The sequence below is a fragment of the Sphingosinicella microcystinivorans genome, from assembly GCF_003634215.1.
GTDB classification, from domain to species: Bacteria; Pseudomonadota; Alphaproteobacteria; order Sphingomonadales; family Sphingomonadaceae; genus Sphingosinicella; species Sphingosinicella microcystinivorans.
The window spans coordinates 668945-691071 of sequence record NZ_RBWX01000007.1; the positions used below are offsets into that span (position 1 = coordinate 668945).

Consider the following 22127-nt stretch of genomic DNA (forward strand, 5'->3'; position numbering starts at 1 on the left):
AGAACTGTATCGGTCGAGCGGTGTCGATGTTGTGATGATCAATGTCGGGTTCGGCGAGCAGGGCGTCGAAGAGCATTTCCGGATGATCGCACACTTCCGACACTGGATTTCCGCGCGAAGCGACCGCTATCTCCTCATCGACTCCGTTGACGACATTGTGCGCGCGCGTGAGACGGGACGTCTTGCCATCGGTTTTGACATCGAGGGGGCCAATGGCATCGGCGATCAGATCAGCCTGATCTCCACCTATTACGATCTCGGTGTTCGTTGGATGCTGATGGCTTACAACCGGAATAACCGTGTTGGCGGAGGCTGTCAGGATGATGACGGCGGCCTCACCGCATTCGGCCGTCAGGTTCTTGACGAGATGGCGCGTGTGGGCATGGTCGCCTGCTGCACGCACACCGGCTATCGCACCGCGCGGGACGTTATGGAATACAGCGAGAAGCCGGTGATCTTCTCGCACTCCAACCCGCGCGCGATATGGGATCATCCGCGCAATATCCCCGACGACCTCATCACCGCGTGCGCGGGGACAGGCGGCGTCGTGTGCCTGAACGGAATCGGCATCTTCCTCGGCGCCAACGACAGTTCATCCGAGACCTACTTCCGGCATATGGACCATGTCGTGCAATTGGTAGGCGCCGATCACGTCGGGATCGGTCTCGACTATGTATTCGACAGGCAGGAACTCGATGAATACATCAAGAAAATGAGGGACACATTCCCGCCGGGCCTGGGCTATGAAGTCGGCGAAGGCTTAAAACTTGTCTCTCCTGCCCAGATCGAGGAACTGATCGAATTGCAGATCAAGGCCGGCTATCATGATAATGATATCTCCAAGATTCTCGGCGGAAACTTGGTCCGTGTCGCAAATATTGTCTGGAAACCGGCCGGCATTGCAAGCAGAGAGGCGAGAGGTGTGACGCCGGGTGTTGTAGAATAGTAGAATAATTTCAGTATAAGTATATTAGAGATTTTGCAGGTGGTAAATATTGCGCTCAGCGCTTAATATAATAAGACGATTTATGTTGTAGTTTCTATCGTAATAATCAACAGGATTGGCCCCACTGTGCTTGTGCAAAGAGGTTGCCAACCTAAATACATAATTGCCATTTGATCCGGTCGATGAACGCGGGACGGCTTTCGGAACCCGCTCCCCGTTCAGTGAGGGTCAGCTGTGTAAACTCAATGTGTCCTGAGCCCAGGTCATCCCGCTATGGACCGCCACATATCCTCAGTCTGATGATATTTTTGATGGTATATCGCGCGGGGTGGGAAGGGAGATACCGTCGCGGGTTGAGCGTCGTTTCTATCAAAGCCGCGAAGGGGCGGGACAAGACGGTCAAGCCGACGGAAAGGGGTGGGGGTTCTTCCCTCGAACTACTCCATCGGCTGCCAGAACAGGGGCAGGTGCGCCGACGCGGTATCGGGTGCTGCAAAATTCGCGACGGTGACGCCAACGAGCCTGATACCCTTGGGGGTCGGTAGCACGCTACGGATTAGCCGGAGGCTGAGTTCGTGCAAACGCGCACGATTGTTGATGGGCACGGAATCGCTTCGGCTTCGCGTGACCTGTGCAAAATCCGCGTACTTCACCTTGACGGTGACGGTCCTTCCGAAAGCTTCCGCCTTCTCACACCACGCCCAGACTTCGTCCGCTTGTCCAAGCACGCCGGACTCGATCTCCGCGCAATCCATGAGGTCCCGCGCGAATGTGGTCTCGCTGCCAGATGACTTGCGAACGCGCGCAGGATCGACGGGCCGGTCATCTTTGCCGCGCGCGATCGCGTGATACCACTCCGCAGCGCTTCCGAAATGCAGACGCAGAAAGGAGAGGGGCTTGTCGCGCAGGTCGAGGCCCGTCTCGATACCGAGGCGCTTCATTTTCGCTGCTGTCACCGGGCCAATGCCGTGGAAACGCGCGACGGGGAGCGTTTCCACCCACGCGGCACCCATTTCAGGTGTTACCGCGAACTGGCCATTTGGCTTACGATGATCAGACGCGAGCTTTGCAAGAAATTTGTTGTAGGAGATGCCGGCCGATGCGGTGAGGCCGGTTTCTGCGAATATGCGCGCACGGATATCCTTTGCCGTCTCCCACGCGGTTACAATGCCGCGCCGGTTCGTCGTCACGTCGAGATACGCCTCATCGAGTGAAAGCGGCTGAATGAGATCGGTATAGTCGGAGAAGATCGCATGAATCTGCTTCGAGACCGCGCGGTATACGTCGAACCGCGGCGCCACGAAGACGAGATCGGGGTAACGCCGCAGTGCCGAGATCGATGGCATCGCAGAACGCACGCCAAATGCGCGTGCCTCATAGCTGGCAGCCGCCACGACGCCGCGCGCTGCGCCGTGGCCAACGGCCACGGGTTTGCCGCGGAGCGCCGGATCGTCGCGCTGCTCGACCGATGCAAAGAACGCATCCATGTCGATGTGGATGATTTTACGCACGTCTGCGGTCACACCGCCAAGGTAGTGCCGAACGAACATAATGTGAACACTGTGTTCGTTCGGCGCCATGTGCCCTCGCGTGCACATGGAGGAGGCGCGCCGCAGGCCTGCCGGCTCGACTACAGCGCGGCGGCCATCGCGCTTCCAACATCTCTGGCTTAAAACGAGAACGTCGATCGCTTGGCCAGATACCTTCTCGTCCCGTTGTCCCGCCCTATTTATTCACCCAGAGCGGCAGTAACAATGATCTCGACCTTGTAGTCGGGTGTTGCGAGGCGAACCTCGCCGGTAGCGCGCGTTGGCGCGCCGCCGCCGCCGATCCATTCCTCCCATACGACGTTCATGGCGGCGAAGTCGGCCATGTCCGCAAGCCAGATCGTCGCCTGAAGAATCCGGGACCGGTCCGTACCTGCTTCGGCGAGCAGGCTGTCGATCTGTGCAAGCACGGCGCGCGTCTGCTCCGACACGTCGGGCCCGAGCGCGACCTGACCGGCCAGATAGACGATTCCTCCGTGGATCACGGCCTGGCTCATGCGGGGGCCGGAATGCAAACGCTGAATGCTCATGAAAATCTCCTTCTCGCTCTGTCCGTCACGATGAATAGCGTTTTATGTCAAGCCCTTCCGGATCGATCGGGGGCGTTGTTCCGCTGATGAGGCTTGCGATCAGCCGGCCGGAGCCACAGGCCATCGTCCAGCCGAGTGTGCCATGGCCGGTATTGAGGAAGAGGCCCGGAACTGACGTCGTGCCGATGATCGGTGGACCATCGGGCGTCATCGGGCGGAGGCCGCTCCAGTATCCGGCTTCCTTGAGATCGGCCGCGCCGGGGAACAGATCGTTCACGCAGTGCAGGAGCGTTTCCTTGCGGCGGGCCGGGAGGCTGTTGTCGTAGCCGGAAATCTCGGCCATTCCGCCCACGCGGATGCGATCGCCAAGCCGCGTGAGGGCGATCTTGTAGCTTTCATCGAGCAGGGTCGAAACCGGTGCGCGGTCCGGCTCGGCGATTCGCAGCGTCACCGAATAGCCTTTCACGGGATAGACCGGCAGGCGCAGGCCAAGCGGCTGCACCAGCCGCGACGAGTAACTGCCGAGTGCCACGAGCACGGCATCCGCGGCGATCGTGCCCTGCGTCGTTCGCACGGCGCTGACCCGACCGGATGCTGTTTCCACCGCCTCGATGCCGGTATTGTATCGAAAGTTCACGCCCTGAGCCTCGAGCCATTGCGCGAGCGAGACCGTGAACTTGTAGCAATCGCCGGTTTCATCGCCGGGCAAACGCAGCCCGGCGACGAAGCGGTCGCGCGATGCCGCGAGACCGGGTTCCGCGCGTACGCAGCCGTCGCGATCCAGCACTTCGTACGGCACGCCGTAGGACTGGAGCACGTCGATGTCGCCCGCGCTCGCATCCAGCTGCTTCTGCGTCCGGAAAAGCTGCAGCGTGCCGAGCGCGCGCTGGTCGTAGTCTAGGCGCAGCCGTTCGCGCAGCGCGCCAAGCTCGTCGCGGCTGAATTCGGCAAGGCGGACCATGCGGCTCTTGTTGAGCGCATAACGCGCCGCAGTGCAGTTGCGCAGCATGGCGGCGATCCAGCGCACCATGGCAAGATCGGGCTTCGGGCGCAGAATAAGTGGCGCATGGTGCATAAAAAGCCAACGCATTGCCTTTAGCGGGATGCCGGGAGCGGCCCAAGGCGAGGCATATCCCGGCGAAACCTCGCCTGCGTTGGCGAAGCTGGTTTCGAGCGCCGGACCAGGCTGGCGGTCAATCACTGTAACGTCGTGGCCTGCTTCTGCGAGATAATAGGCAGATGTGATGCCGACGATGCCTGCACCAAGAACAGCAACCTTCATTGCACTGTCTCCAAAGCCGCGGCTGCGGCTGTTTGATGCCCTGCAAAGATGCGTTCCGAACGCGTGCCGAGCCGTGTGAGGATTTCGTAAGCGATGGTCCCGGCATCGCGCGCGACGTCTGCGAGCGATTGGGAAGGGCCGAGCAGTTCGACGAAGTCGCCTTCTGCAAGTGCATCGGGAGCAAGCGCGGTCAGATCGATCGTCATGCTGTCCATCGAAACGCGGCCGACGATCGGCAGACGCTGCCCCGCATGCCATGCCGATCCCGTTCCCGTTCCCGTTCCTCCTAGGCAGCGCGGCCAGCCGTCGGCGTAGCCGATCCCCAGCGTCGCGATGCGGCGGCGTGACGGTGCGGCATAGTCCAGTCCGTAGCCGACGCGAATACCTGCCTCGATCTCCCGAATCTGAAGGATACGCGCGTCGAGCCGGACCACGGGGTGCATCAGAATACTGCTTGAATGGGGTTGCACGCCGTAGAGCGCGATGCCGGGCCGAACGAGATCGCAGTGGAAAGCGGAGGAGAGAAAAGCTCCACCGCTATTGGCGATAGATGCCTGCACTGTGGGGAACAGCCTCCGGATCGCCCGAAATCGCGCGCTTTGTTCCGCATTCGCCGCGTGGCCTGGTTCGTCCGCACAGGCCAGATGGGTTATGATCAGTCGAAGCGGTACTTCCCGCGCGAATGCCGGGTCCGCCGCCAGCGATGCCGCTGCTGACGCGTCGAGGCCAAGGCGCGACATGCCGCTATCCACCTGTAGCACGGCGGGAAGCGGTGTGCCCTTCGCGCGCGCGAGGTCGCGCCAGCGCGCGACCTGACTGTCAGCGTTCAGGACAGGCAGAAACTCGTGCGCGGCGCAGGCCGCTTCAGCACCGGGTTCGAGACCGTTGAGGATGACGATCTCGGCGTCCTCGCCGAGCACATCCGTCACGTTCAGGGCCTCGCTGAACTGCGCGACAAAGAAGACGCGGCAGCCTTCGTCGTAGAGGGCAGGGGCAACGTCTCTCGCGCCGAGGCCGTAAGCATCCGCCTTGATGACAGCGCCGCAGGCGGCGGGCGCAACGCGACGCGCGATCGTGCGATAATTGGCACAGACGGCGCCGAGATCGAGTGCCAGCCTGGAAAACGCTGTTTTGATATGTCCGGACATGCCGCCTCCTGAAAGGGGGTGTATCCGCATCCAGTTCGAATTTTCCGCTTCTGTGATGTTTCAAGTGCGCATATATACAAAGTATTGAAATTATATTCGATGTTTTGGAAGAAAGTGCATGCTCTCGCTCGACGATATCGATCGCAGAATTCTGATCGAGCTTCGCCTCAACGCGCGCATTCCCAATAATGCGCTCGCGCAAAAGGTTGGGCTTTCACCGTCGGCCTGCCTTCGCCGCGTCGGCCTCCTGGAAAAAACAGGCGTTATCCGCGGCTACACGGCGATCGTCACGGGCGCCTTGCCCGAGGAAGGCACGGTCGCGATCGTGCAGGTCGAACTCGATCGCCAGACCGAGGAATATCTGTCGCGCTTCGAGGCCGCGCTGCGCAGGCATCCCGAGATTGAGGAATGGCACTTAATGACCGGCGCGGGCGATTATATTCTGCGTATCCAGATTGCCGGCATCGACGATTATGGCCAATTCCACCGTGAGGTGCTTTCGCGCCTGCCGGGTGTGTCGCGTATCACATCGAGCTTCGCCATGCGCAGCCACAGGCGTGCATAGTTTTGCCTTCCGTTCGGACACTTTGAACGCGACCTCGAAGCGGAATTTCGAGGAATGTCTGCACCTTTCTTAAAACAACCATTGAGGTTTTCTGAAGAGGGCCATCGGAGCCCTACTTTCGATCTCACTTTTGAAATTCCGATCAGAAGCTGGCATTGACACCGAAGGTCACCGTGCGTCCGGTATAGCTTGCACCTTCCAGATAGCGTGAACCCTCGCCATAGCGTTCGTCGAGGATCGGGTCCTTGCCGCTGTTCAGAATATCGACCGCGTTGACGAACAGTTTGAAACGTGGCGTGAACTGGTAGCTGAACTGGCCATCCAGCGACCCGTGCGCTTCTTCCACGATCCGCGTGTTGTAGCTTGAGAAGCGTGCCGTCTGACGATCGCGCCAGCTATAGGCGAGCGACGCTTCGATCCCGTACTTCTGGTAAGTGACCGCGCCGGTGACAATGGCCTCGGGCGCGTTGAAGAAATCCCCCTTCGACACCCCGTCGAGGCCGGTGTCGGCCTTGCTTTTCTGGAACGTCGCGTTCGCATAGACGCCAAGGCCGCCGAACGCGCCGGGAAGCTCCGGGAACTGCCGCACGAGGTTGAACTCGACCCCATAGATCTCCGCGCTTTTGCCGTTCGTATAGGTGATGACGTCGTCGATCACCTTGCCGGCCAGCCGCGGATCGTTCTCGAAACGCGTCCGGTCGGCTTCGGTTTCGGGTGCGATCTCGCTGAAGATGAAGCGGTCGATCTTCTTGTAGTAGACGCCAGCCGAAAGAATGCCGATCGACCCGAAATAGCGTTCGACGCTGAGATCGAAGTTGTAGGCATAGGCCGGCTTCAGGCCGGGGTTGCCGATCGTCACATCGACCTCGCCGTCTTCCTCGGAAATCTCTGTGGCGCCGGAAATGTAGAGCGCCTCGGGACGCGCGATCGAAGTGTAGAAGGCACCGCGCACGACGAAGTTGTCGGAAGGCCGGTAGTTCACCTGGAGCCGGGGCAGCACGCTCGTGTAATTCGCCTTGCCCTTCACGCGGTTGTAGACGGGGTCTTCGTCCTCAAGCTCGATGAGTTCCCAGTTCGTGGAGGAAACGCGTGTGTGGTCGATGCGCACGCCGCCGACGACGTCCCAGTTTCCCCACACGCCCTTCGCCATCACGTATCCGGCGTAAGTATCCTCGTCGCTCGTATAGCTGTCCTCGTCGATCGGGATGCCGCCGTCCTCGACATATTCGTTCACGAAGTCGGGGTTGCCGTCGATGAGGCTCTGCGAATATTGCCGCCAGCGCATCAGATTGCCGATGTCGAGCGACAGCCACGGCGCATAGGGTGCGCCGACCACGGCCGGGTCGATGAACGGGCCAACGCCGAATTCCTCCATCGTCAGCGGCCCCGTCAGTTCCATGATGTTCGCCTCGAACAGTTTCCGGCGCGAGCGTTCGACCTTCACGCCGGCCTTCACCGTGCGCAGCCATGAACCCGAAGGTTCCCATGTCACGTCGAAATTCGCGGCCCAGCGCGTATTCTCCGAATCGTCCTGATCGATATCGTTGTAGCCGAGCACATAACCGTCCGGATCGGCAATCGCGGCCACATCGGCGGGCGTCAGGTTGGGTATCGGGAAACGCCCGGAATAGTCGTAGCCCAGCAGGTTGCTTTCCAGCTCCTTCGTGAACGCGACTTCATTATCGAACGGTTCCTCGCGCTTTCCGGTCGAATAGCCGACACCGTAATCGAACGTCACCGTCCCGGCGCGAGATTTTCCGGAAAGCACATAGGACTGCTGCGTCAGTTCGGTTTCTTCATACTGGTTGAAGATGTTTGCCGTGCCCGGCTCGGAGAGGATCAGGTTGCCGTCGTCATCGTATTCGTCGGTGCCTGCCTCGAAGTAGAGCGCATGGCTCAGTTCCTTGTCGAACAGCCGGTTGAAGCTACCCTTGAAGGTCAGTTCGGTCGCATCGCTCACCGCCCAGTTGAGCGCGACGTTCGCCGAGATGTTCTCGCGTTCGTTGTCGTATTCGGTCAGGTGGTACTGCAGCGGCGTCACCCCGCTCGCCGGATCGTCTTCCACGAAGCTCAGATAGTCCTCGTCCTGATAGAAGACGAAGCCGCGCGTCTTGCGCTTCGACCATGCGCCCGACACGAGGATGCCGAAGCGGTCGTCGGCGCCGAAGCGGGTGGCGAGCGTTCCTTCCACCATCGGCTGCACCTTGTCGGAGAGGTCGTGATAGAAGCCGCTTGCGGTAAAATCGATGACCGGACCGCGGTAGTCGAACGCCGTCGCCGTTTCCAGAACGACAGCCCCACCGATGCCATCGGCGTCCTGATCGGGCAGCAGCGTCTTGTGAACGGTGATGCTCGAAAGCGCGCTCGTCTGGATCATGTCGAGCGGAACGCGGCGATTTTCCTTCTCCGGCTGCGCGGCGTTCATGCCGTTGATCTTCGTGTTGTTGAGCCCGCTGTCGAGGCCGCGGATCGAAATGTAGCGACCCTCGCCGGCGTCCACTTCACGCTGCACCGAAATGCCCGGCACGCGGCGCAGCGATTCGGCTGCGTTGAAATCGGGGAAGCGCCCGGCCTGATCTGCGGAGACGACGTTGCGGACGTTGTCGGCGGCGCGTTGCCTGGAGAGTGCCTGCGCTTGTGCGCCGCGCTGGCCGACGACGAGGATGGTCGCATCGTCCTCTCCGAGCATGACATCGTGCGCCGCGACCATGCCGGGTGCGATCCGTACACTTTCCGACCGCGTAGGATAACCGAGGTAGTCAAAGCTCAGCGTATACGTGCCGGCGGAAAGGCCGGTGAAGCGATATCCGCCTTGTGTGTCCGTTGTCGTGGACTGTCCCGTTTCAAGGATGCGAACGATCACGCCCGAAAGCGCGGCCTGTGTCGCTGCCTGCCAAACCCGACCAGAAAGGGCCGCGTCAGCGGTTTCCGCAGTCCCGGTGGTCTGGGCGAAGGCCTGGGACGGTTGTGCGATCACAAAAGCGCCGCTGCTGCAGAGCAGGCAGGCTGTCAAACGGGTGATGGAACGGAACCTGGACATGACTTCCCCCTTCATGCCGACAGGTGCCGGCATGGCTGATGCGGACGCTCCGCGATTGGCGATGGGCAGCCTCTAAGCCCTGGTTCGCGCGTTCCGGTCCGGGCCAGCGGAAGAGGGCCTCAGAGAATGGACCGTGCGTCGAAAGTTGCCGGCAGTCTGCGCGACGGTCGGTAGCAACCCATTGTTACACTTCTAGGACGGGTTGACGATTATCGGCCCAGCCTCATGCTTGCTGGACACCCCTTCGGCCTTGTTCGAGTAAATTCGTGTTTGTGGTGAGCCGCGTGGCCCAAACGTACACTCAAATGGACCTCAAAAGGTTAATTCCGCACAGCCTGAACTGTGCAAATCTGGGGCTGGCCGCAACCTGCCGACTCTACATGGATTCTCCGGAAAACACGGTGTCCGCCGACAGACCGAAGCCGCTCACGCCCAAGCGCGTTGTCGCGCGCGCTCCTTCATGGCCTCGATGAACAGCCGCACGGCCGGCATCGCGGCACGCCCGCCTTCGAACAGCAGGCTCACGGGCATGGGAGGGGGCGCATCATGCGCGAGTACCCGTACCAGCCTGCCGGCGGCGATGGCCTGCGCAGTCTGATAGCTCAGCAGATTGGCGAGACCGAGCCCGGCCTCGGCGGCGGCGATCGTCGCGTCCACGGTGTTCACCGTCAGGCGGGGGGCGACGTCGATAATCGTTTCGCCTTTTGGCCCAAATGCCCACGCACCCCCCGCGCGAACGCCGCTCCCAATGATGCAGCGATGGTCCTTCAGTTCGGACGGGGATGCAGGCGCGCCATGTTCAGCCAGATATTCCGGGCTGGCGACGATCGTCTGCTGGACGGATCCGATCGCCACTACCCGCAATGCGCTGTCGGCGGGCGTGCCGATCCGTACCGCGACGTCGATCCCTTCCTCAACGATGCGGACGTTGCGATCGATCAGCATCATGCGAGCGCTCAGCCCTTCGTGGCTGGCCAGCAATGCACTGAGTGCCGGCAGCACGTGCAGTTTGCCGAACATCACCGGCGCCGTCAGATACAGTTGCCCGCGCGGAACGGAACGGCCGCCCATGACGATCTGTTCGGCCTCTCGCAAATCAATGAGAATCCGGCGGGCACGATCGAGAAAGGCCGCGCCATCGTCCGTCAACGCGACCGCCCGGGTCGAACGGTGAAAAAGCCTCACCTCCAGATGGCGCTCAAGCGACGCAATCGCGCGCGTGATTGCCGGCGGCGATATGGCGAGTGCCCGGGCGGCAGCCGCAAAGCTTCGCTGATCTGCGACGGCGACGAAGGCAGTGAGGGTTTCGAAACGATCCATAATTCTCAAAATTGAAATAATGAATGATAATTCTCGGTCATTATCGTGAGAAGTGCAATGCGCTATCCAGCATCCCATGGCACAGACATTCCTTCACACGATGTTCGGACCCGGCAGCCGAGCGCTCCAGGAAGAGGCCGGCTCCCGCGCCTCCTACGCCCGCATGGAGGCGGGCGCGGGAGAGGTGGACGTCCTCACCGACCGGGAAGTCGAGTTCATCCTGGCGCGTGACAGCTTTTACATGGCGAGCGTTAGCGAAGCCGGGTGGCCTTACATCCAGCATCGCGGCGGTCCTGTCGGCTTCCTGAAGAGAATCGAAGGCAACCGGATCGGCTTTGCGGATTATCGCGGCAATATGCAGTATCTTTCGACCGCGAACCTGGCGGCGGACGATCGTGTCTCCCTGTTCCTGATGGATTATCCAAATCGTCGTCGGCTCAAGCTGATTGGCCATGCGTATACCAGCGACGATCCAGCGGACATCGCTGCGCTTGTGGTGCCGGATTACCGAGCAGTGCCGGAACGCGCTTTCCTGATCGATATTGTCGGGTTCGACTGGAACTGCCCCCAACATATTACGCCGCGCTTCACCGAAGCCGAGATCGAGAAGGGCGCGCAGCCTTTGCTTGAAGAGCTTGCGAGGTTGCGCGCTCGGATCGAGGAACTGGAAGGAAATATACATGGCAGATAAGCTTACGATCGGTGTTCACCATATAGGGCTGACGGTGCCCGATCTCGATCAGGCGCGAGAGTTCTTCTGCGGGCTGCTCGGCTTTGATGAGGTTGGCGGCGTGCCGGACTATCCTTCAATCTTCGTATCCGACGGCGCGGTGCTTCTGACGCTCTGGCGCGTGGCTGATCCGCTGGCCGCTCGGGCCTTCGATCGCCGAGCGAATATTGGACTCCATCATCTGTCTCTCGCCGTCGCCGATGACGCTGCTCTGGATACGGTATGGAAAAAGGTGAGCGCGCATCCCGACGTGGTCGTCGACGTGTCGCCAGTGCCGATCCGCCAGGGATCGGCGACGCGTCACTTCCTCGTGTTCATACCGGGCGGCATACGCATCGAGTTCGCCACGCCGTTTGCCTAGTCGCGACGGTTGGAGCAGCGCCGACACGTGCAGAGAAAACCGCACGTCTTTGGGTGAAAGGCGGGTTCGGATCATCACCAGTCGCAAGGCAGTTCTGACGAAAGTGGGCCGAGCAGCATGCCGCGGAGGATGATAAAGCCGGTCGCTCGATTGGGTCGCAGAAGATCTGTTCTTCATGGGCCATAGGAGCGACGGCCATGATCTCTGTTGGCAAATTTTCTCCGCCTTTACGACAAACGCGCCATGTGCGAGGAAACGGGTGAAATTTGTTCGAACAAAATTTACATCGGGTTGCGGGTAACTTAGATAAGGGGCTCTTTCTGATTGTACTCGTCCAGTTGCTGGTAACCGGAGGAGCGCTGGTGCTGCCTCCCATCGCGCCGTGTGTTGCTGAGGGTTTTGGCGTTGAGGCCTATGTTGTGGGTTATCAGGGGGGCTTGTTTTTCATGGTGGGCGTCTGGTCGGACCCGCCAGCCTTGCCCCACTCCATAGCTATGGCGGGACCTTCGCATCTGCGGGTCGTGCTGCCGATCGGTGGAAGCGTAGCGTTGTTGGTTCGACCAAGGCTGAAGGGTGGAGGATGAAAGTGGGTCAGGCACATCACGCGGAGGAGGCCATTGCGCGGACGCTGGATGCCGCCGACCGGGTCAATCCATCAGTCAATGCCGTGCTTTGGCTCGATCGGGAGGCGAAGAGCGGTGCGGGCCCGCTTTGCGGCGTGCCGGTCTTGGTCAAGGACTGTATCGACTGGCAGGCGCGACCGACGACGCACGGATCCGCGGTCTACCGGGATGCGCCGCCAGCAATCGTCGACGCCGAGGTGGTACGTCGCCTGCGGGATGCCGGTGCGACGCTGATCGGGAAATCCCACCTCAGTGAGTTCTGCTTCGGGGCGACCGGGGAAAACGCTGCCTTCGGCAACTGTCGCAATCCTTGGGACACGGCACGCATCACGGGCGGGTCGAGCAGCGGATCGGCAGCAGCAGTGGGCGCCGGGATCGTACCCGCGGCGATCGGCACGGACACGGGCGGCTCGGTGCGCGTGCCCGCAGCGCTTTGCGGTGTCGTGGGGCTGCGACCGACGCTGGGACGTGTTTCCAATCATGGCGTGCTGGACGTCAGCACGATCTGCGATGTGGTTGGGTCGTTCGGCGCCACCGTTGCGGATGCAGCGCGGATGTATGCGGCCATTGCCGGCTATGATCCTCGCGATCCCCTGTCTTTCGCCGATCCGGCGGCGCTGCTGGAAGGGATGGACGCGGGCGTGAAGGGGCTGCGCATCGGACTGCCGCGGGCGTTCTTCTACGAGAACCTGGAGGACTGCGTGGCGCGTGCCGTGGACGATGCTGCGGGCGTGCTGGAACGGCTCGGCTGCACGCTCGTCGACGTGCCGCTGGGGGAGGCGGAGACGCTGCGCACCGGCGGCGCGTTCCGCTTCGTGCTCGCCGATGTCGCCGATGCGCGCCGCGATGTTTACCCCGAACATGCGGACCGGATCGGCGCGGAAGTCCGGCGGCGCATAGAGCTTGGGCATCAGGTGAGCGGCACCGATTACGCGCACTGCATCCGCCTGCTCCAGCAGTTTCAGCGGACGCTTCGCGATACATTCGCTGCCGGGATGGATGTGCTGCTCACACCGACAACGCCCGTCACCGCGCCGCTTTGGGCCGACGCCACGGACATGGTCGCGACGACGCGACTTGTGGCGCGCAACACCTATGATCTTGGCGCAGCCGGGGTGCCGTCGCTGAGCGTGCCTTGCGGTTTCGATCGGCGAAATCTTCCGATCGGAATGCAACTCACGACGCCGTGGAGGGCAGAGGCGATGCTGTTTCGTGTGGCGGCGGCCTTCGAGGCGGCGACCGAGCATCATCATCGGCGCTCTCCGATCAATCTCATTTAAAAGTTCGAACATTTATATTGATTGTGTCCGGCCTTTTCGGCAGTCTCCGGCCGCGAAAAGGGGAGGGCTCATGACCGCGTTGCCACTCGACGGCCTGAAAATCATTAGTTTTGAGCAATATGGCGCCGCGCCATATGCAACCATGTTCCTTGCCGATCTCGGCGCCGACGTGGTGAAGGTGGAAGGCGCGGACGGCGACTATGCGCGCAAGACCGGGCCGCTGACGCTGGGCGAGGCCGACAGCCTCTATTACCAGTGCTTCAACCTCAACAAGCGCAGTCTCATCCTCGACCTTAAGGCCGACACCGATCGGGCGCTGTTGCACCGGCTGGTGGCTGACTCGCATGCGGTGGTGAACAATCTGCGCGGCAGCCTGCCTGCAAAGCTTGGCCTCGATCATGCCGCGCTTTCGGCAGTGAACCCGCGCATCGTCTGCGGCCACATTTCCGCTTATGGCCGCACCGGATCGCGCGCCGACTGGCCGGGCTACGATTTCCTGATGCAGGCGGAAGCGGGTTTCATGGCGGTGACCGGCGACCCCGGCAGCCCGCCCACGCGCGTCGGGCTTTCGATGGTCGACTACATGACCGGCATGATGATGGCATTCGGCCTCGTCAGCGCGATTCGGGGCGCGGAGCGCAGCGGTATCGGCATGGATGTGGATGTCTCGCTGTTCGACGCGGCACTCCACCAGCTCGCTTATCAGGGTACTTGGTATCTGAACGAAGGTGTCATCACGCCGCAGACGCCGCGTTCCGCGCACCCTTCGACCGTGCCCGTGCAGCTCTACAAGACGGCAGACGGCTGGCTTTACATCTGCTGCATGAACCAGAAGTTCTGGGAAATCCTTGTAAGACTGATCGGCCGGCCGGAGCTTGGCGCGGACCCGCGCTTCGCCGATCTGGCCAGCCGCCGCGAGAACCGCGATGTGCTTACCGATGTGCTCGATGCCGTGTTCATGACCCGAACGCGCGCGGAATGGATGCAAATTCTGCAAGGCCAGATTCCCGTGGCACCCGTGGAATCACTGGACGGGGCCATCGACAATCCGTTCGTGGCCGAGGTCGGCATGGTGCGGGACGTGCCGCACCCCGCCGGCCGCACACTCAGGATGTTCGCCAACCCACTACGTTTCGACGGCGCGCGTCTTCCGCAGCGCGCTGCGCCCGGGCTGGATGCGGATGGTCCGGCGCTGCGCGGTCGCTTTTCCGCCGACGCTGCCTGAAGGGGGAATCTGTGAAGCTTGAAGGTATCAAGGTCGTCGATCTCAGCATGTTCCTGCCGGGGCCGGTGATGACGCAGATCATGGCGGATCACGGTGCGGACGTCATCCGCATAGAGCCGCCGGGCGGCGAACCGAGCCGTGCGTTCGGGCCATATGATGCCGAAGGCCTTTCGATCTGGTTCAAGAACGTCCATCGCGGCAAGCGCAGTATCGTTCTTGACCTCAAGAAGGCCGAGGACGTGGCGGTGCTGCTGCGCCTGGCGGACGAGGCCGATGTCTTCATCGAAGGGTTCCGGCCGGGCGTCGCGGCGAAACTGGGCATCGATGCGCAGACGCTGCGCGCGCGCAATCCGCGCCTCGTCTATTGTTCGCTGTCTGCGTTCGGGCAGTCCGGCCCGCTCTCCCACAAGGCAAGCCACGACATGGGCGCGCAGGCCTACACCGGCTTTCTGGCGATCAACGACAATGGCGACGAACGTCCGGTGGTCCCTGGGCTTCCTTCTGCGGATATGGGAAGCGCGCTGACGGGGCTCGTCGGGGTGCTGATGACACTTTATCGGCGCACCACGACGGGGCACGGGGACATCGTCGATGCCTCAATGTACGACGCGCTGATGGCGTGGACGGCGCATCTTTCAGGACCTGTGCTGGCGGGCGGTTTGCCGCCGACGACGCGGACGCACAGGTCCATCGGCGGTTCCGGCTTTTACAATCTCTACGAGACGCGCGACGGCCGTTTCATCGCGCTCACAGGCCGCGAAATGAAGTTCGCGAGATCGCTGCTCACGGCGCTCGGCCGGGAGGAGTTGATCCCGTTCGCGGAGGCCGAGCCCGGGCCTATCCAGCAACAGCTGATCGGCGAACTGCGGCAAATTTTCAGTGCGCGCGACTTCGATGACTGGTGCGCGTTCCTGCCGACCGTGGAGGTCAGCTGGGCGCCGGCGTTGAACATGGCCGAGGGTTTCGATCACCCGCACGCGGCGGCCCGCGAGATGCTCGTCGATGACGGGATCGGTGGACGCGTGGTCGGAACGCCGGTCAAGTTCGCCGACGAGCCTGGCGAGGTGCATTTACGCGCGCCGACGCTGGACGCGGACGGCGCTGCGATCCGCGCCTCGGGATGGACGCGAAGCTGAGGTTCAGTCCTTCAGTTCCAGTCGCATGTTGTAAACGAAATCGCGCGAACGGAACGTATTCACCGAAATCAGGTAGATGCTGTTGGCGGCATCGAAATAGCGCCGGATGATCTGGAGCGCAGAAACGCCAATGGGTTCGCCGAGCTTGCCCGCTTCGGCAGGTGTCAGCATTTTTGCGCGTATATCCTGCGACAGGCCCGACGGCTTTATACCGTGGACACGGTGCAGCCATTCGTAGACCGGTTCGTCCGAAAATCCGTCTTCGTCTGGCAGCGTCGCCCGCGTAACATCCACATATACACGTACGATACAAAGCGGCATGTCGTGGTCATCGTAGCGCACGCCCTGCATGGTGTGCCATTCGCGCATCTCGTCGCAGCCAAGCTGGCGGGCAAGCTGCCCGTCCGCGCTGAGGCGTTCCTGCTCTTCCCAATGCATGTGCGTGGCGTGTGCGTAATGTAAAAGGTCCGCACGGGAGCCGATGGCGTGGCGGAATGTCTGGATCGGTGTGTGGCGCAGCACTGTGGTCCCCGCGCCGCGGCGGCGACTGAGCAGGCCTTCCTCCTCAAGCTGCTGGAGAGCGCCGCGCACGGCATAGCGGCTTGCCCCGAGTTCGGCGCACAATTGCACTTCGGTGGGGAAGGGTGAGCCAACTGCGAATTCGCCCGAATCGATGCGTTCGCGCAGATCGGCATAAACCCCTTCATACCTCGGGCGCCGTCCGGCGCTCACCTTGGTCACTCTGTTCTCCTTTGTTGCCGCCAGCACGGCCCGCTTCAGCGTTTCGTACTTGGCTCGAAAATCACAAGAATTCAACAAATCAAACTAACCGAATGAAAAGTTCGAACTTTTCCATTGACCTGCCTGCCGCCCTTTGTCAGCTTACGGGTTGCGCGACGCGTGCGGCCAGACCCTGGGGAGGGCGCCGGCACGATGAATTCCGTTTCGCGAGTGGAGGGAGTGGTATGGGTCTTCGGGTTGGAGTGGACGTCGGCGGGACGTTCACGGACATTTTCTTGCTCGATGAAGGGGCCAGCCGGACATACACGGCGAAGGTGCCGTCGACGCCGGCCGATCCTTCGGAAGCGGTGATTGCCGGAATCGAGAAAGCCTGCCGCGAAAACAGTCTGAACATGGCCGAGATCACGCATGTGATGCACGGCACCACGGTCGCGACGAACGCGGTTTTGACTGGAAACGGCGCGTCGGTCGGTTTGATCGTCACCGAAGGCTACCAACAGGTTCTGCATCTGGCGCGCGGCTTCGTGCCCGGCGCGCTTTCCGGCTGGATCAACTTCGTGAAGGGCAAGCCGATGGCGGCCCTGAAGCACACGCTTGAAGTTTCGGAGCGGATCAGTGCGAGCGGCGAGATCGTCCGTCCACTCGACGAGGCCCGTCTGCGTGCTGACCTGCAGCGTTTCAAGGGCAGCGGCGTCGGTTCCATCACGATCTCGCTGTTGAACAGCTACGTGAACGCAGCGCACGAGAAGCGCGTCGAGCAGATCGTCCGCGACGTTTTGCCGGACATTTCGATTTCGGTATCTTCGGACACGCTGCCGGAAATGCAGGAGTATGAGCGCGCCATCACCACGGTGGCCAATGCGTTCGTGAAGCCCGTGGTGTCGCGCTATGTCTCAAATCTCAAGACCAATCTTGAGGCACGTACCAGCGGCGAAGTGAAACTTTCCATCCTGCGTTCCGATGGCGGTCTTGCGACGGCAGCTTCCGCCGCGGATTTCCCGGTCAACCTGCTGATGTCCGGCCCTGCGGGTGGCGTCGCGGGTGCGATATGGGTCGCGAAGCAGGCTGGTTTCCCGAACATCATCACGTTCGACATGGGCGGCACGTCGACAGATGTCTGCCTCGTTGAAGGCGGCGAGGCGCAGGTGCGCCGCGAGACGGTCGTGCACGACGTCGTTGTCCGCGCGTCCTCAGTGGACGTGCGCACGGTGGGTGCCGGCGGTGGCTCCATCGCGACCGTTCCCGAGCTGACCAAAGCGCTCCGTGTCGGTCCCCAGTCGGCAGGCGCAGTCCCGGGTCCGGCGGCCTACGACAAGGGCGGCACGGAGCCGACCGTGACCGACGCCAACGTTGTGCTCGGTTATCTGCCGGCAGATGCGCGACTTGGCGGCGACATGACGATCCGCCGTGATCTCGCGCAGCAGGCCGTGCAGAAGATTGCCGACGCGCTGGGGCTCACGTTGGAGACGGCCGCGGAAGGTATCGTCCGCATCGTCAACGAGAACATGTTCGGCGCGCTGCGGCTCGTCTCGGTGGAACAGGGGTACGACCCGCGCAACTTCTCGCTGATGGCGTTCGGCGGCGCGGGCCCGCTGCATGCGAACGCGCTCGGTCGCCTGTTGGGGGCGTGGCCCGTTATCGTGCCGCGTGGTCCCGGCGTGCTGTGCGCCGTTGGCGATGCGACGACGCGTCTGCGCGACGAGGCGGCACGCACCATGATCCGCCCGGTCGACGGGATCGATGTGGCCGAGCTGCAGGGACTTCTCGATGAGCTTGAGGAGCGCGTGCGCGCCACGCTCGATGTCGAAGGTATTCCCGAAGATGCACAGGAGATCGTGTATCAGGTGGACCTGCGCTATGCGGGCCAATCGGCAGACATCACAGTCTCACTGCCGCCTGCTGAATTTGCTGAGCATGGCCTCGCCAAGGCTTCCGAGCGCTTCGATCACCTGCACGAGCAGATGTTCAGCTTCAGTCTCGACAAGGCGAAGGAGCTGGTAAACCTGCGCGTCATCGCACAGGGGCCGGGCGCCGACGTGGGCCAGAATACACTGGCGGAGGGTGACGGTGATCCGGCGCGCGCCGCTGTGCACAGCGCGCGCGTCTTCGACAGCGGCGCCTGGCACGACGCAACGATCTACGACAGGCGCAAGCTGCTCGCCGGGGACCGCGTGAACGGCCCGGCCATCGTCACCGAGCTTGATTCCACCACGCTCATCCTGCCCGGCAGCCACGCGACGGTCGACGCCGTCGGCAATCTGCTCATCCGCGACGACCGCTGAGAACTGGAGGCACAAGATGGCAAGGATCATCGAAACCAACACCACGCCCTGGCCGACGATCGATGTCGATCCGGTCACGCTCGATGTCATCGAGAACGCGTTCCAGAACGCCCGTGTGCAGATGGACGCCATTCTCTTCCGCACCGCGATATCGCCCATCATCCGGGAACAGCGCGATGGCTTCCCGGTGCTGACCAATCGTGAAGGCATGATGCTCGCGGGGCAGTTCGGATCGCCGGTCGACGGGTTTGTCGACAATTATGACGGGGAGGTTTCCGAAGGCGACGTTCTTCTCACCAACGATCCCTACGCCTGCCAGGGCGCGATCAGCCACCTGAACGACTGGCTGTTCTGTATGCCGGTGTTTTACGAAGGCCGTCTGCTCGGCTGGACCGCTATGTTCGGCCACATGTCGGACATTTCCGGCATGACGGCGGCATCCATGCCGGTGAATTCATCCGATCTTTTGCAGGAAGGCATCGTCATCCCGCCGGTGAAGATCGTTTCGAAGGGTGAGTTGCAGAAGGATCTGCTGCGCATGGCGATGCGCAACACGCGCACACCGGATTGGAACGAGGCGGATTTCTTCGCGATCCTTTCCGCATGTCGCACGGGCGCGGCGCGTCTCGTGGAAATGGCGGATCGTTTCGGCGCCGATGTTCTCGTCTCCGCGCAGAATCAGCTTCTGAAGCGCAACCGGGAAGCGATGCGTTCGCTGATCGTTTCCACGATGCCCGAAAAGAAGGTCGTGTTCGAAGACTGGATTTGCGACGATGCGCGGGGTCATGGTCCCTACAAGCTCGGCTGCGAGATGTGGCGGGAAGGTGACAAGCTTATCTTCGATTTCTCGCGTACCGATCCGCAATCGGCAGGTTGTGTGAACTTCTACCTGAACGAGCGCATGTTCAAGATGTTCTGCGGGCAGTTCATGGTGAACGTGTACGATCCGCAGATCGTTCTCAATGACGGCTACATCGATCTCATCGACGTGCGTATTCCCAAGGGTACGCTGCTGAACCCCATCGCGCCCGCAGCGCTCAATGGGCGCACACACGCGCTTGGACGCATTTTCGATATCATCAGTGGGTTGTTCGGTTCGGCGAACCCGGATTTCCTCGTCGCGGCTGGTTTTTCAGACAGCCCCCACTTCATGTACTCGGGTTTCAACAAGGGCAATGACTGGTTCCTGCTGTTCCAGATCGGCTTCGGTGGCATCCCCGGCAAGCCGGGTGGCGACGGGCCGGACGGGCATTCTCTGTGGCCGAAATTCCGCAACGTGCCGAACGAGTATATCGAGGCGTATTTCCCAATCCGTATCGATCGCTTCGAATCCCTGCCGGACACCGGCGGTGCAGGCAAGCATCGCGGCGGCAATGGTGTGCGCACCGAATATGTGTTCGACGTGGAAGGCGAAATCTCCATCCACGACGACCGCTGGCTGACCTATCCGTGGGGCGTGAAGGGTGGACAGCCTGGCAAACGCAGCCGCAAGCTGCTGGTGCGGGTGGACGGTGAGGAGAAGATACTGCCGTCGAAGATTGATCACATTTTCGTGCAGCCGGGGGACCGCCTGATCTTTGATACGTGGGGCGGTGGCGGCTGGGGGGACCCGCTGGAGCGCGATCTCGCTGCCGTTGCTTATGACGTGGAGGCAGGGCTCGTTACACCGGAAGGGGCGCGGCGTTATGGCGTGGTCATTTCGGCCGATGGGGTGGTGGATAGCGAGGCGACCGAGACGCTGCGTGCGGAGATGCGCAAGAGCCGCCCGCAGGTGAATGCCTTTGAGTTCGGGCCGTCGATCGCGGAGCTACGCGCCAGCTGTTTCGAGGAAACCGGTCTCCAGCCGCCAGTCGATCCCGTAGCCTCGCCGATAGCCACCGCATGGTTCAGCAAGCGCGGCGAACCTGTTCCGATGCCGCAGCGTTACGCGGCGGAGTAAGGCATGAACGGGTTTTCCGCAGCGGGCTATGGCGACAAAGGCAATATCGGGTTCGGCCGGCAGCCGGCGGTGCTCGTCGTGGATTTCCAGCGATCGTTTACCGACAGCGCCTACCCGATGGGCCGGTCCGGCCATGTCGATCAGGCAGTTGAGAACACCGCGCGCCTGCTGAAGGTCGCCCGGGCGAACGAAGTGCCTGTCGCCACCTGCAGCGTCGGGTGGAACAGCCCGCGCGACATGGCTTACTGGAAGGTCAGCTCGGTCTACAAGGACATGTTCTACGGCGACGCGGGCATGGAGCTTGATCCGCGCATCGCCGATCCTTCAGACTTCCATTTCGTGAAAGGTGCGCCGTCGATCTTCTTCGGCACGCCGCTGCAAACCTTCCTGACGCGGCAGGGTGTGGATACGGTGATCGTGACGGGCTGCACGACGAGCGGCTGCGTGCGTGCATCGATCGTCGATGCGTTCTCATACGGATACCGGGTCATGGTTCCCGAAACCTGCTGCGGCGACCAGGAGATCGGTGCGCATCAGGCGAACCTTGCCGATGTCGGGCGGCGTTACGCCGATATTCTCGATCTCGAAGAGGTCATTCAAGCGATCAGCGGAAAGCATAAAGATGCCTGAACTGAAGCGCCCCGACGGCGCGGTTATTCACTACGAGATGGTGGGCGAGGGCGACCCCGTTCTGTGCCTGGGTGGTTGGGGCACGTTCTGCCATGGCAACACTGCCGGTCTGCCATTCGGGCTGACGGAACACTACAGCGTGATCCTGATGGATTATCGCGGGCTGGCGGAATCCACGGACAATCCCGACACGCCGATCTCCATGCGCGTCTACGCGGACGATGCCATCGCTGTACTGGATGCGCTCGGGCTGAAAAACGTCCACCTGCTCGGCATGGTCGGCATCGGTGCGTGTGTTTGCCAACAGATCGCTATCATGCGCCCCGATCTTGCGCGGACGCTGGTGAACACCGGCGCATGGGCGACGATGGACCCGCTGCTGGAGGATCAGTTGCGGTTGTTTCTGGACATTCACCGGGACGCCGGCTGGGCGACATTCCAGCGCCTTGTCTGCGCCTATTCGTTCAGCGCGGACTATTACAACGCCAATGCGGAACGGTTGATCGGCCCGCAGGGGCCGTGGCGCGAATTGCAGGGCAAGATCGACACGCACGCCCGCTTCATCGATGCGAGCATCGATTACGATGTTCTGGAAGACCTGAAGCAGGTTCAGACCCCCGCACTCGTCATGCACGCGCCGCTCGATACCATCACCGGACCGCGCACGACCAAGCCGATCGAAGAGGCGCTGCCCAATGCCACCGGCTTCGTGATGGAAGGCGCAGCGCATGTTCTTGCCGGCAAGGATCAGCGCAGCCGCTTCTCGCAGCGCCTCTTCGAATTCTACGCGCAGCATTGATCG

At 61.8% G+C, this 22127-nt stretch carries 18 protein-coding genes; 11 read left to right on the forward strand and 7 right to left on the reverse strand.

The genetic code is table 11. The features are described from left to right. The coding region (locus tag DFR51_RS03465) for a dipeptidase (protein ID WP_147423397.1) at window positions 1-946 on the forward strand (946 nt) is incomplete at its 5' end. A 437-nt stretch (window positions 947-1383) separates the two neighbouring features. On the opposite strand, the gene dinB is transcribed toward DFR51_RS03465, so the two are convergent. From dinB to alr, 4 genes are all read right to left on the reverse strand, one after another. Continuing rightward, a complete protein-coding gene (gene dinB, locus DFR51_RS03470) occupies window positions 1384-2496 on the reverse strand; it encodes a DNA polymerase IV (protein ID WP_121049696.1) in 1113 nt (370 codons plus the stop codon). Between the two features lie 179 nt (window positions 2497-2675). Next, entirely contained in the window at window positions 2676-3023 is a 348-nt protein-coding gene (locus DFR51_RS03475; protein ID WP_121047631.1) for a RidA family protein, read from the reverse strand. Window positions 3024-3048: 25 nt separating this feature from the next. After that, on the reverse strand, window positions 3049-4305 hold the full coding sequence (locus DFR51_RS03480; RefSeq protein ID WP_121047632.1) for a D-amino acid dehydrogenase: 1257 nt from the start codon (window positions 4303-4305) through the stop codon (window positions 3049-3051). Then, window positions 4302-5453 carry an alanine racemase gene (gene alr, locus DFR51_RS03485; RefSeq protein ID WP_121047633.1) on the reverse strand — a complete coding sequence of 384 codons (1152 nt, stop codon included), beginning with the start codon at window positions 5451-5453 and terminating at the stop codon, window positions 4302-4304. The genes DFR51_RS03480 and alr overlap by 4 nt, the downstream gene beginning before the upstream one ends. Window positions 5454-5571: 118 nt before the next feature. On the opposite strand from alr, the gene DFR51_RS03490 reads away from it, so the two are divergent. Then, on the forward strand, window positions 5572-6018 hold the full coding sequence (locus tag DFR51_RS03490; RefSeq protein WP_121047634.1) for an Lrp/AsnC family transcriptional regulator: 447 nt from the start codon (window positions 5572-5574) through the stop codon (window positions 6016-6018). Between the two features lie 142 nt (window positions 6019-6160). On the opposite strand, the gene DFR51_RS03495 is transcribed toward DFR51_RS03490, so the two are convergent. Both DFR51_RS03495 and DFR51_RS03500 read right to left on the reverse strand, forming a co-directional pair. Beyond that, window positions 6161-8995, reverse strand: a complete 2835-nt coding sequence (locus tag DFR51_RS03495; protein WP_170151739.1) for a TonB-dependent receptor — start codon at window positions 8993-8995, stop codon at window positions 6161-6163. 489 nt (window positions 8996-9484) lie between these two features. Continuing rightward, on the reverse strand, window positions 9485-10378 hold the full coding sequence (locus DFR51_RS03500; protein WP_121047636.1) for a LysR family transcriptional regulator: 894 nt from the start codon (window positions 10376-10378) through the stop codon (window positions 9485-9487). Between the two features lie 184 nt (window positions 10379-10562). Here DFR51_RS03500 and DFR51_RS03505 point away from each other — a divergent pair, with 184 nt between their 5' ends. The 5 genes from DFR51_RS03505 (at window position 10563) to DFR51_RS03525 (ending at window position 15733) form a co-directional block, all read left to right on the forward strand. Continuing rightward, a complete protein-coding gene (locus DFR51_RS03505; protein ID WP_420853149.1) occupies window positions 10563-11069 on the forward strand; it encodes a pyridoxamine 5'-phosphate oxidase family protein in 507 nt (168 codons plus the stop codon). Beyond that, entirely contained in the window at window positions 11059-11469 is a 411-nt protein-coding gene (locus DFR51_RS03510) for a VOC family protein (RefSeq protein ID WP_121047638.1), read from the forward strand. The genes DFR51_RS03505 and DFR51_RS03510 overlap by 11 nt, the downstream gene beginning before the upstream one ends. A gap of 586 nt (window positions 11470-12055) precedes the next feature. Then, the gene (locus DFR51_RS03515) at window positions 12056-13372 is read left to right on the forward strand and encodes an amidase (protein ID WP_197723709.1); all 1317 of its coding nucleotides are present in this window, start codon (window positions 12056-12058) and stop codon (window positions 13370-13372) included. A gap of 70 nt (window positions 13373-13442) precedes the next feature. Continuing rightward, on the forward strand, window positions 13443-14597 hold the full coding sequence (locus tag DFR51_RS03520) for a CaiB/BaiF CoA transferase family protein (RefSeq protein ID WP_121047640.1): 1155 nt from the start codon (window positions 13443-13445) through the stop codon (window positions 14595-14597). Between the two features lie 11 nt (window positions 14598-14608). Beyond that, window positions 14609-15733: a CaiB/BaiF CoA transferase family protein gene (locus DFR51_RS03525; protein WP_121047641.1), complete on the forward strand. Its 1125-nt coding sequence runs from the start codon at window positions 14609-14611 to the stop codon at window positions 15731-15733. A 3-nt stretch (window positions 15734-15736) separates the two neighbouring features. Here the strand turns inward: DFR51_RS03525 and DFR51_RS03530 are convergent, their stop codons facing one another. Then, window positions 15737-16474 carry a GntR family transcriptional regulator gene (locus DFR51_RS03530; protein WP_160119144.1) on the reverse strand — a complete coding sequence of 246 codons (738 nt, stop codon included), beginning with the start codon at window positions 16472-16474 and terminating at the stop codon, window positions 15737-15739. Between the two features lie 224 nt (window positions 16475-16698). Here DFR51_RS03530 and DFR51_RS03535 point away from each other — a divergent pair, with 224 nt between their 5' ends. From DFR51_RS03535 to DFR51_RS03550, 4 genes are read left to right on the forward strand one after another with little or no spacing between them, the layout of a single operon-like run. Beyond that, on the forward strand, window positions 16699-18756 hold the full coding sequence (locus DFR51_RS03535; protein WP_121047643.1) for a hydantoinase/oxoprolinase family protein: 2058 nt from the start codon (window positions 16699-16701) through the stop codon (window positions 18754-18756). A 16-nt stretch (window positions 18757-18772) separates the two neighbouring features. Further along, window positions 18773-20695, forward strand: coding sequence for a hydantoinase B/oxoprolinase family protein (locus tag DFR51_RS03540; protein ID WP_121047644.1), 1923 nt, complete (start codon window positions 18773-18775; stop codon window positions 20693-20695). Between the two features lie 3 nt (window positions 20696-20698). Further along, window positions 20699-21325, forward strand: a complete 627-nt coding sequence (locus DFR51_RS03545; RefSeq protein ID WP_121047645.1) for an isochorismatase family protein — start codon at window positions 20699-20701, stop codon at window positions 21323-21325. Beyond that, window positions 21318-22124, forward strand: coding sequence for an alpha/beta fold hydrolase (locus DFR51_RS03550; RefSeq protein ID WP_160119145.1), 807 nt, complete (start codon window positions 21318-21320; stop codon window positions 22122-22124). Before DFR51_RS03545 ends, DFR51_RS03550 begins: the two co-directional genes overlap by 8 nt. The last annotated feature ends 3 nt before the right edge of the window (window positions 22125-22127 follow it).

Excerpts from the sequence above, each read along its gene's own strand:
- DFR51_RS03490 (WP_121047634.1), top strand. The coding sequence starts at position 5,572 with ATGCTCTCGCTCGACGATATCGATCGCAGAATTCTGATCGAGCTTCGC.
- DFR51_RS03535 (WP_121047643.1), top strand. The coding sequence starts at position 16,699 with ATGGGTCTTCGGGTTGGAGTGGACGTCGGCGGGACGTTCACGGACATT.
- DFR51_RS03475 (WP_121047631.1), bottom strand. The coding sequence starts at position 3,023 with ATGAGCATTCAGCGTTTGCATTCCGGCCCCCGCATGAGCCAGGCCGTG.
- dinB (WP_121049696.1), bottom strand. The coding sequence starts at position 2,496 with ATGTTCGTTCGGCACTACCTTGGCGGTGTGACCGCAGACGTGCGTAAA.
- DFR51_RS03510 (WP_121047638.1), top strand. The coding sequence starts at position 11,059 with ATGGCAGATAAGCTTACGATCGGTGTTCACCATATAGGGCTGACGGTG.
- DFR51_RS03480 (WP_121047632.1), bottom strand. The coding sequence starts at position 4,305 with ATGAAGGTTGCTGTTCTTGGTGCAGGCATCGTCGGCATCACATCTGCC.
- DFR51_RS03545 (WP_121047645.1), top strand. The coding sequence starts at position 20,699 with ATGAACGGGTTTTCCGCAGCGGGCTATGGCGACAAAGGCAATATCGGG.
- DFR51_RS03540 (WP_121047644.1), top strand. The coding sequence starts at position 18,773 with ATGGCAAGGATCATCGAAACCAACACCACGCCCTGGCCGACGATCGAT.
- DFR51_RS03500 (WP_121047636.1), bottom strand. The coding sequence starts at position 10,378 with ATGGATCGTTTCGAAACCCTCACTGCCTTCGTCGCCGTCGCAGATCAG.
- alr (WP_121047633.1), bottom strand. The coding sequence starts at position 5,453 with ATGTCCGGACATATCAAAACAGCGTTTTCCAGGCTGGCACTCGATCTC.
- DFR51_RS03550 (WP_160119145.1), top strand. The coding sequence starts at position 21,318 with ATGCCTGAACTGAAGCGCCCCGACGGCGCGGTTATTCACTACGAGATG.
- DFR51_RS03520 (WP_121047640.1), top strand. The coding sequence starts at position 13,443 with ATGACCGCGTTGCCACTCGACGGCCTGAAAATCATTAGTTTTGAGCAA.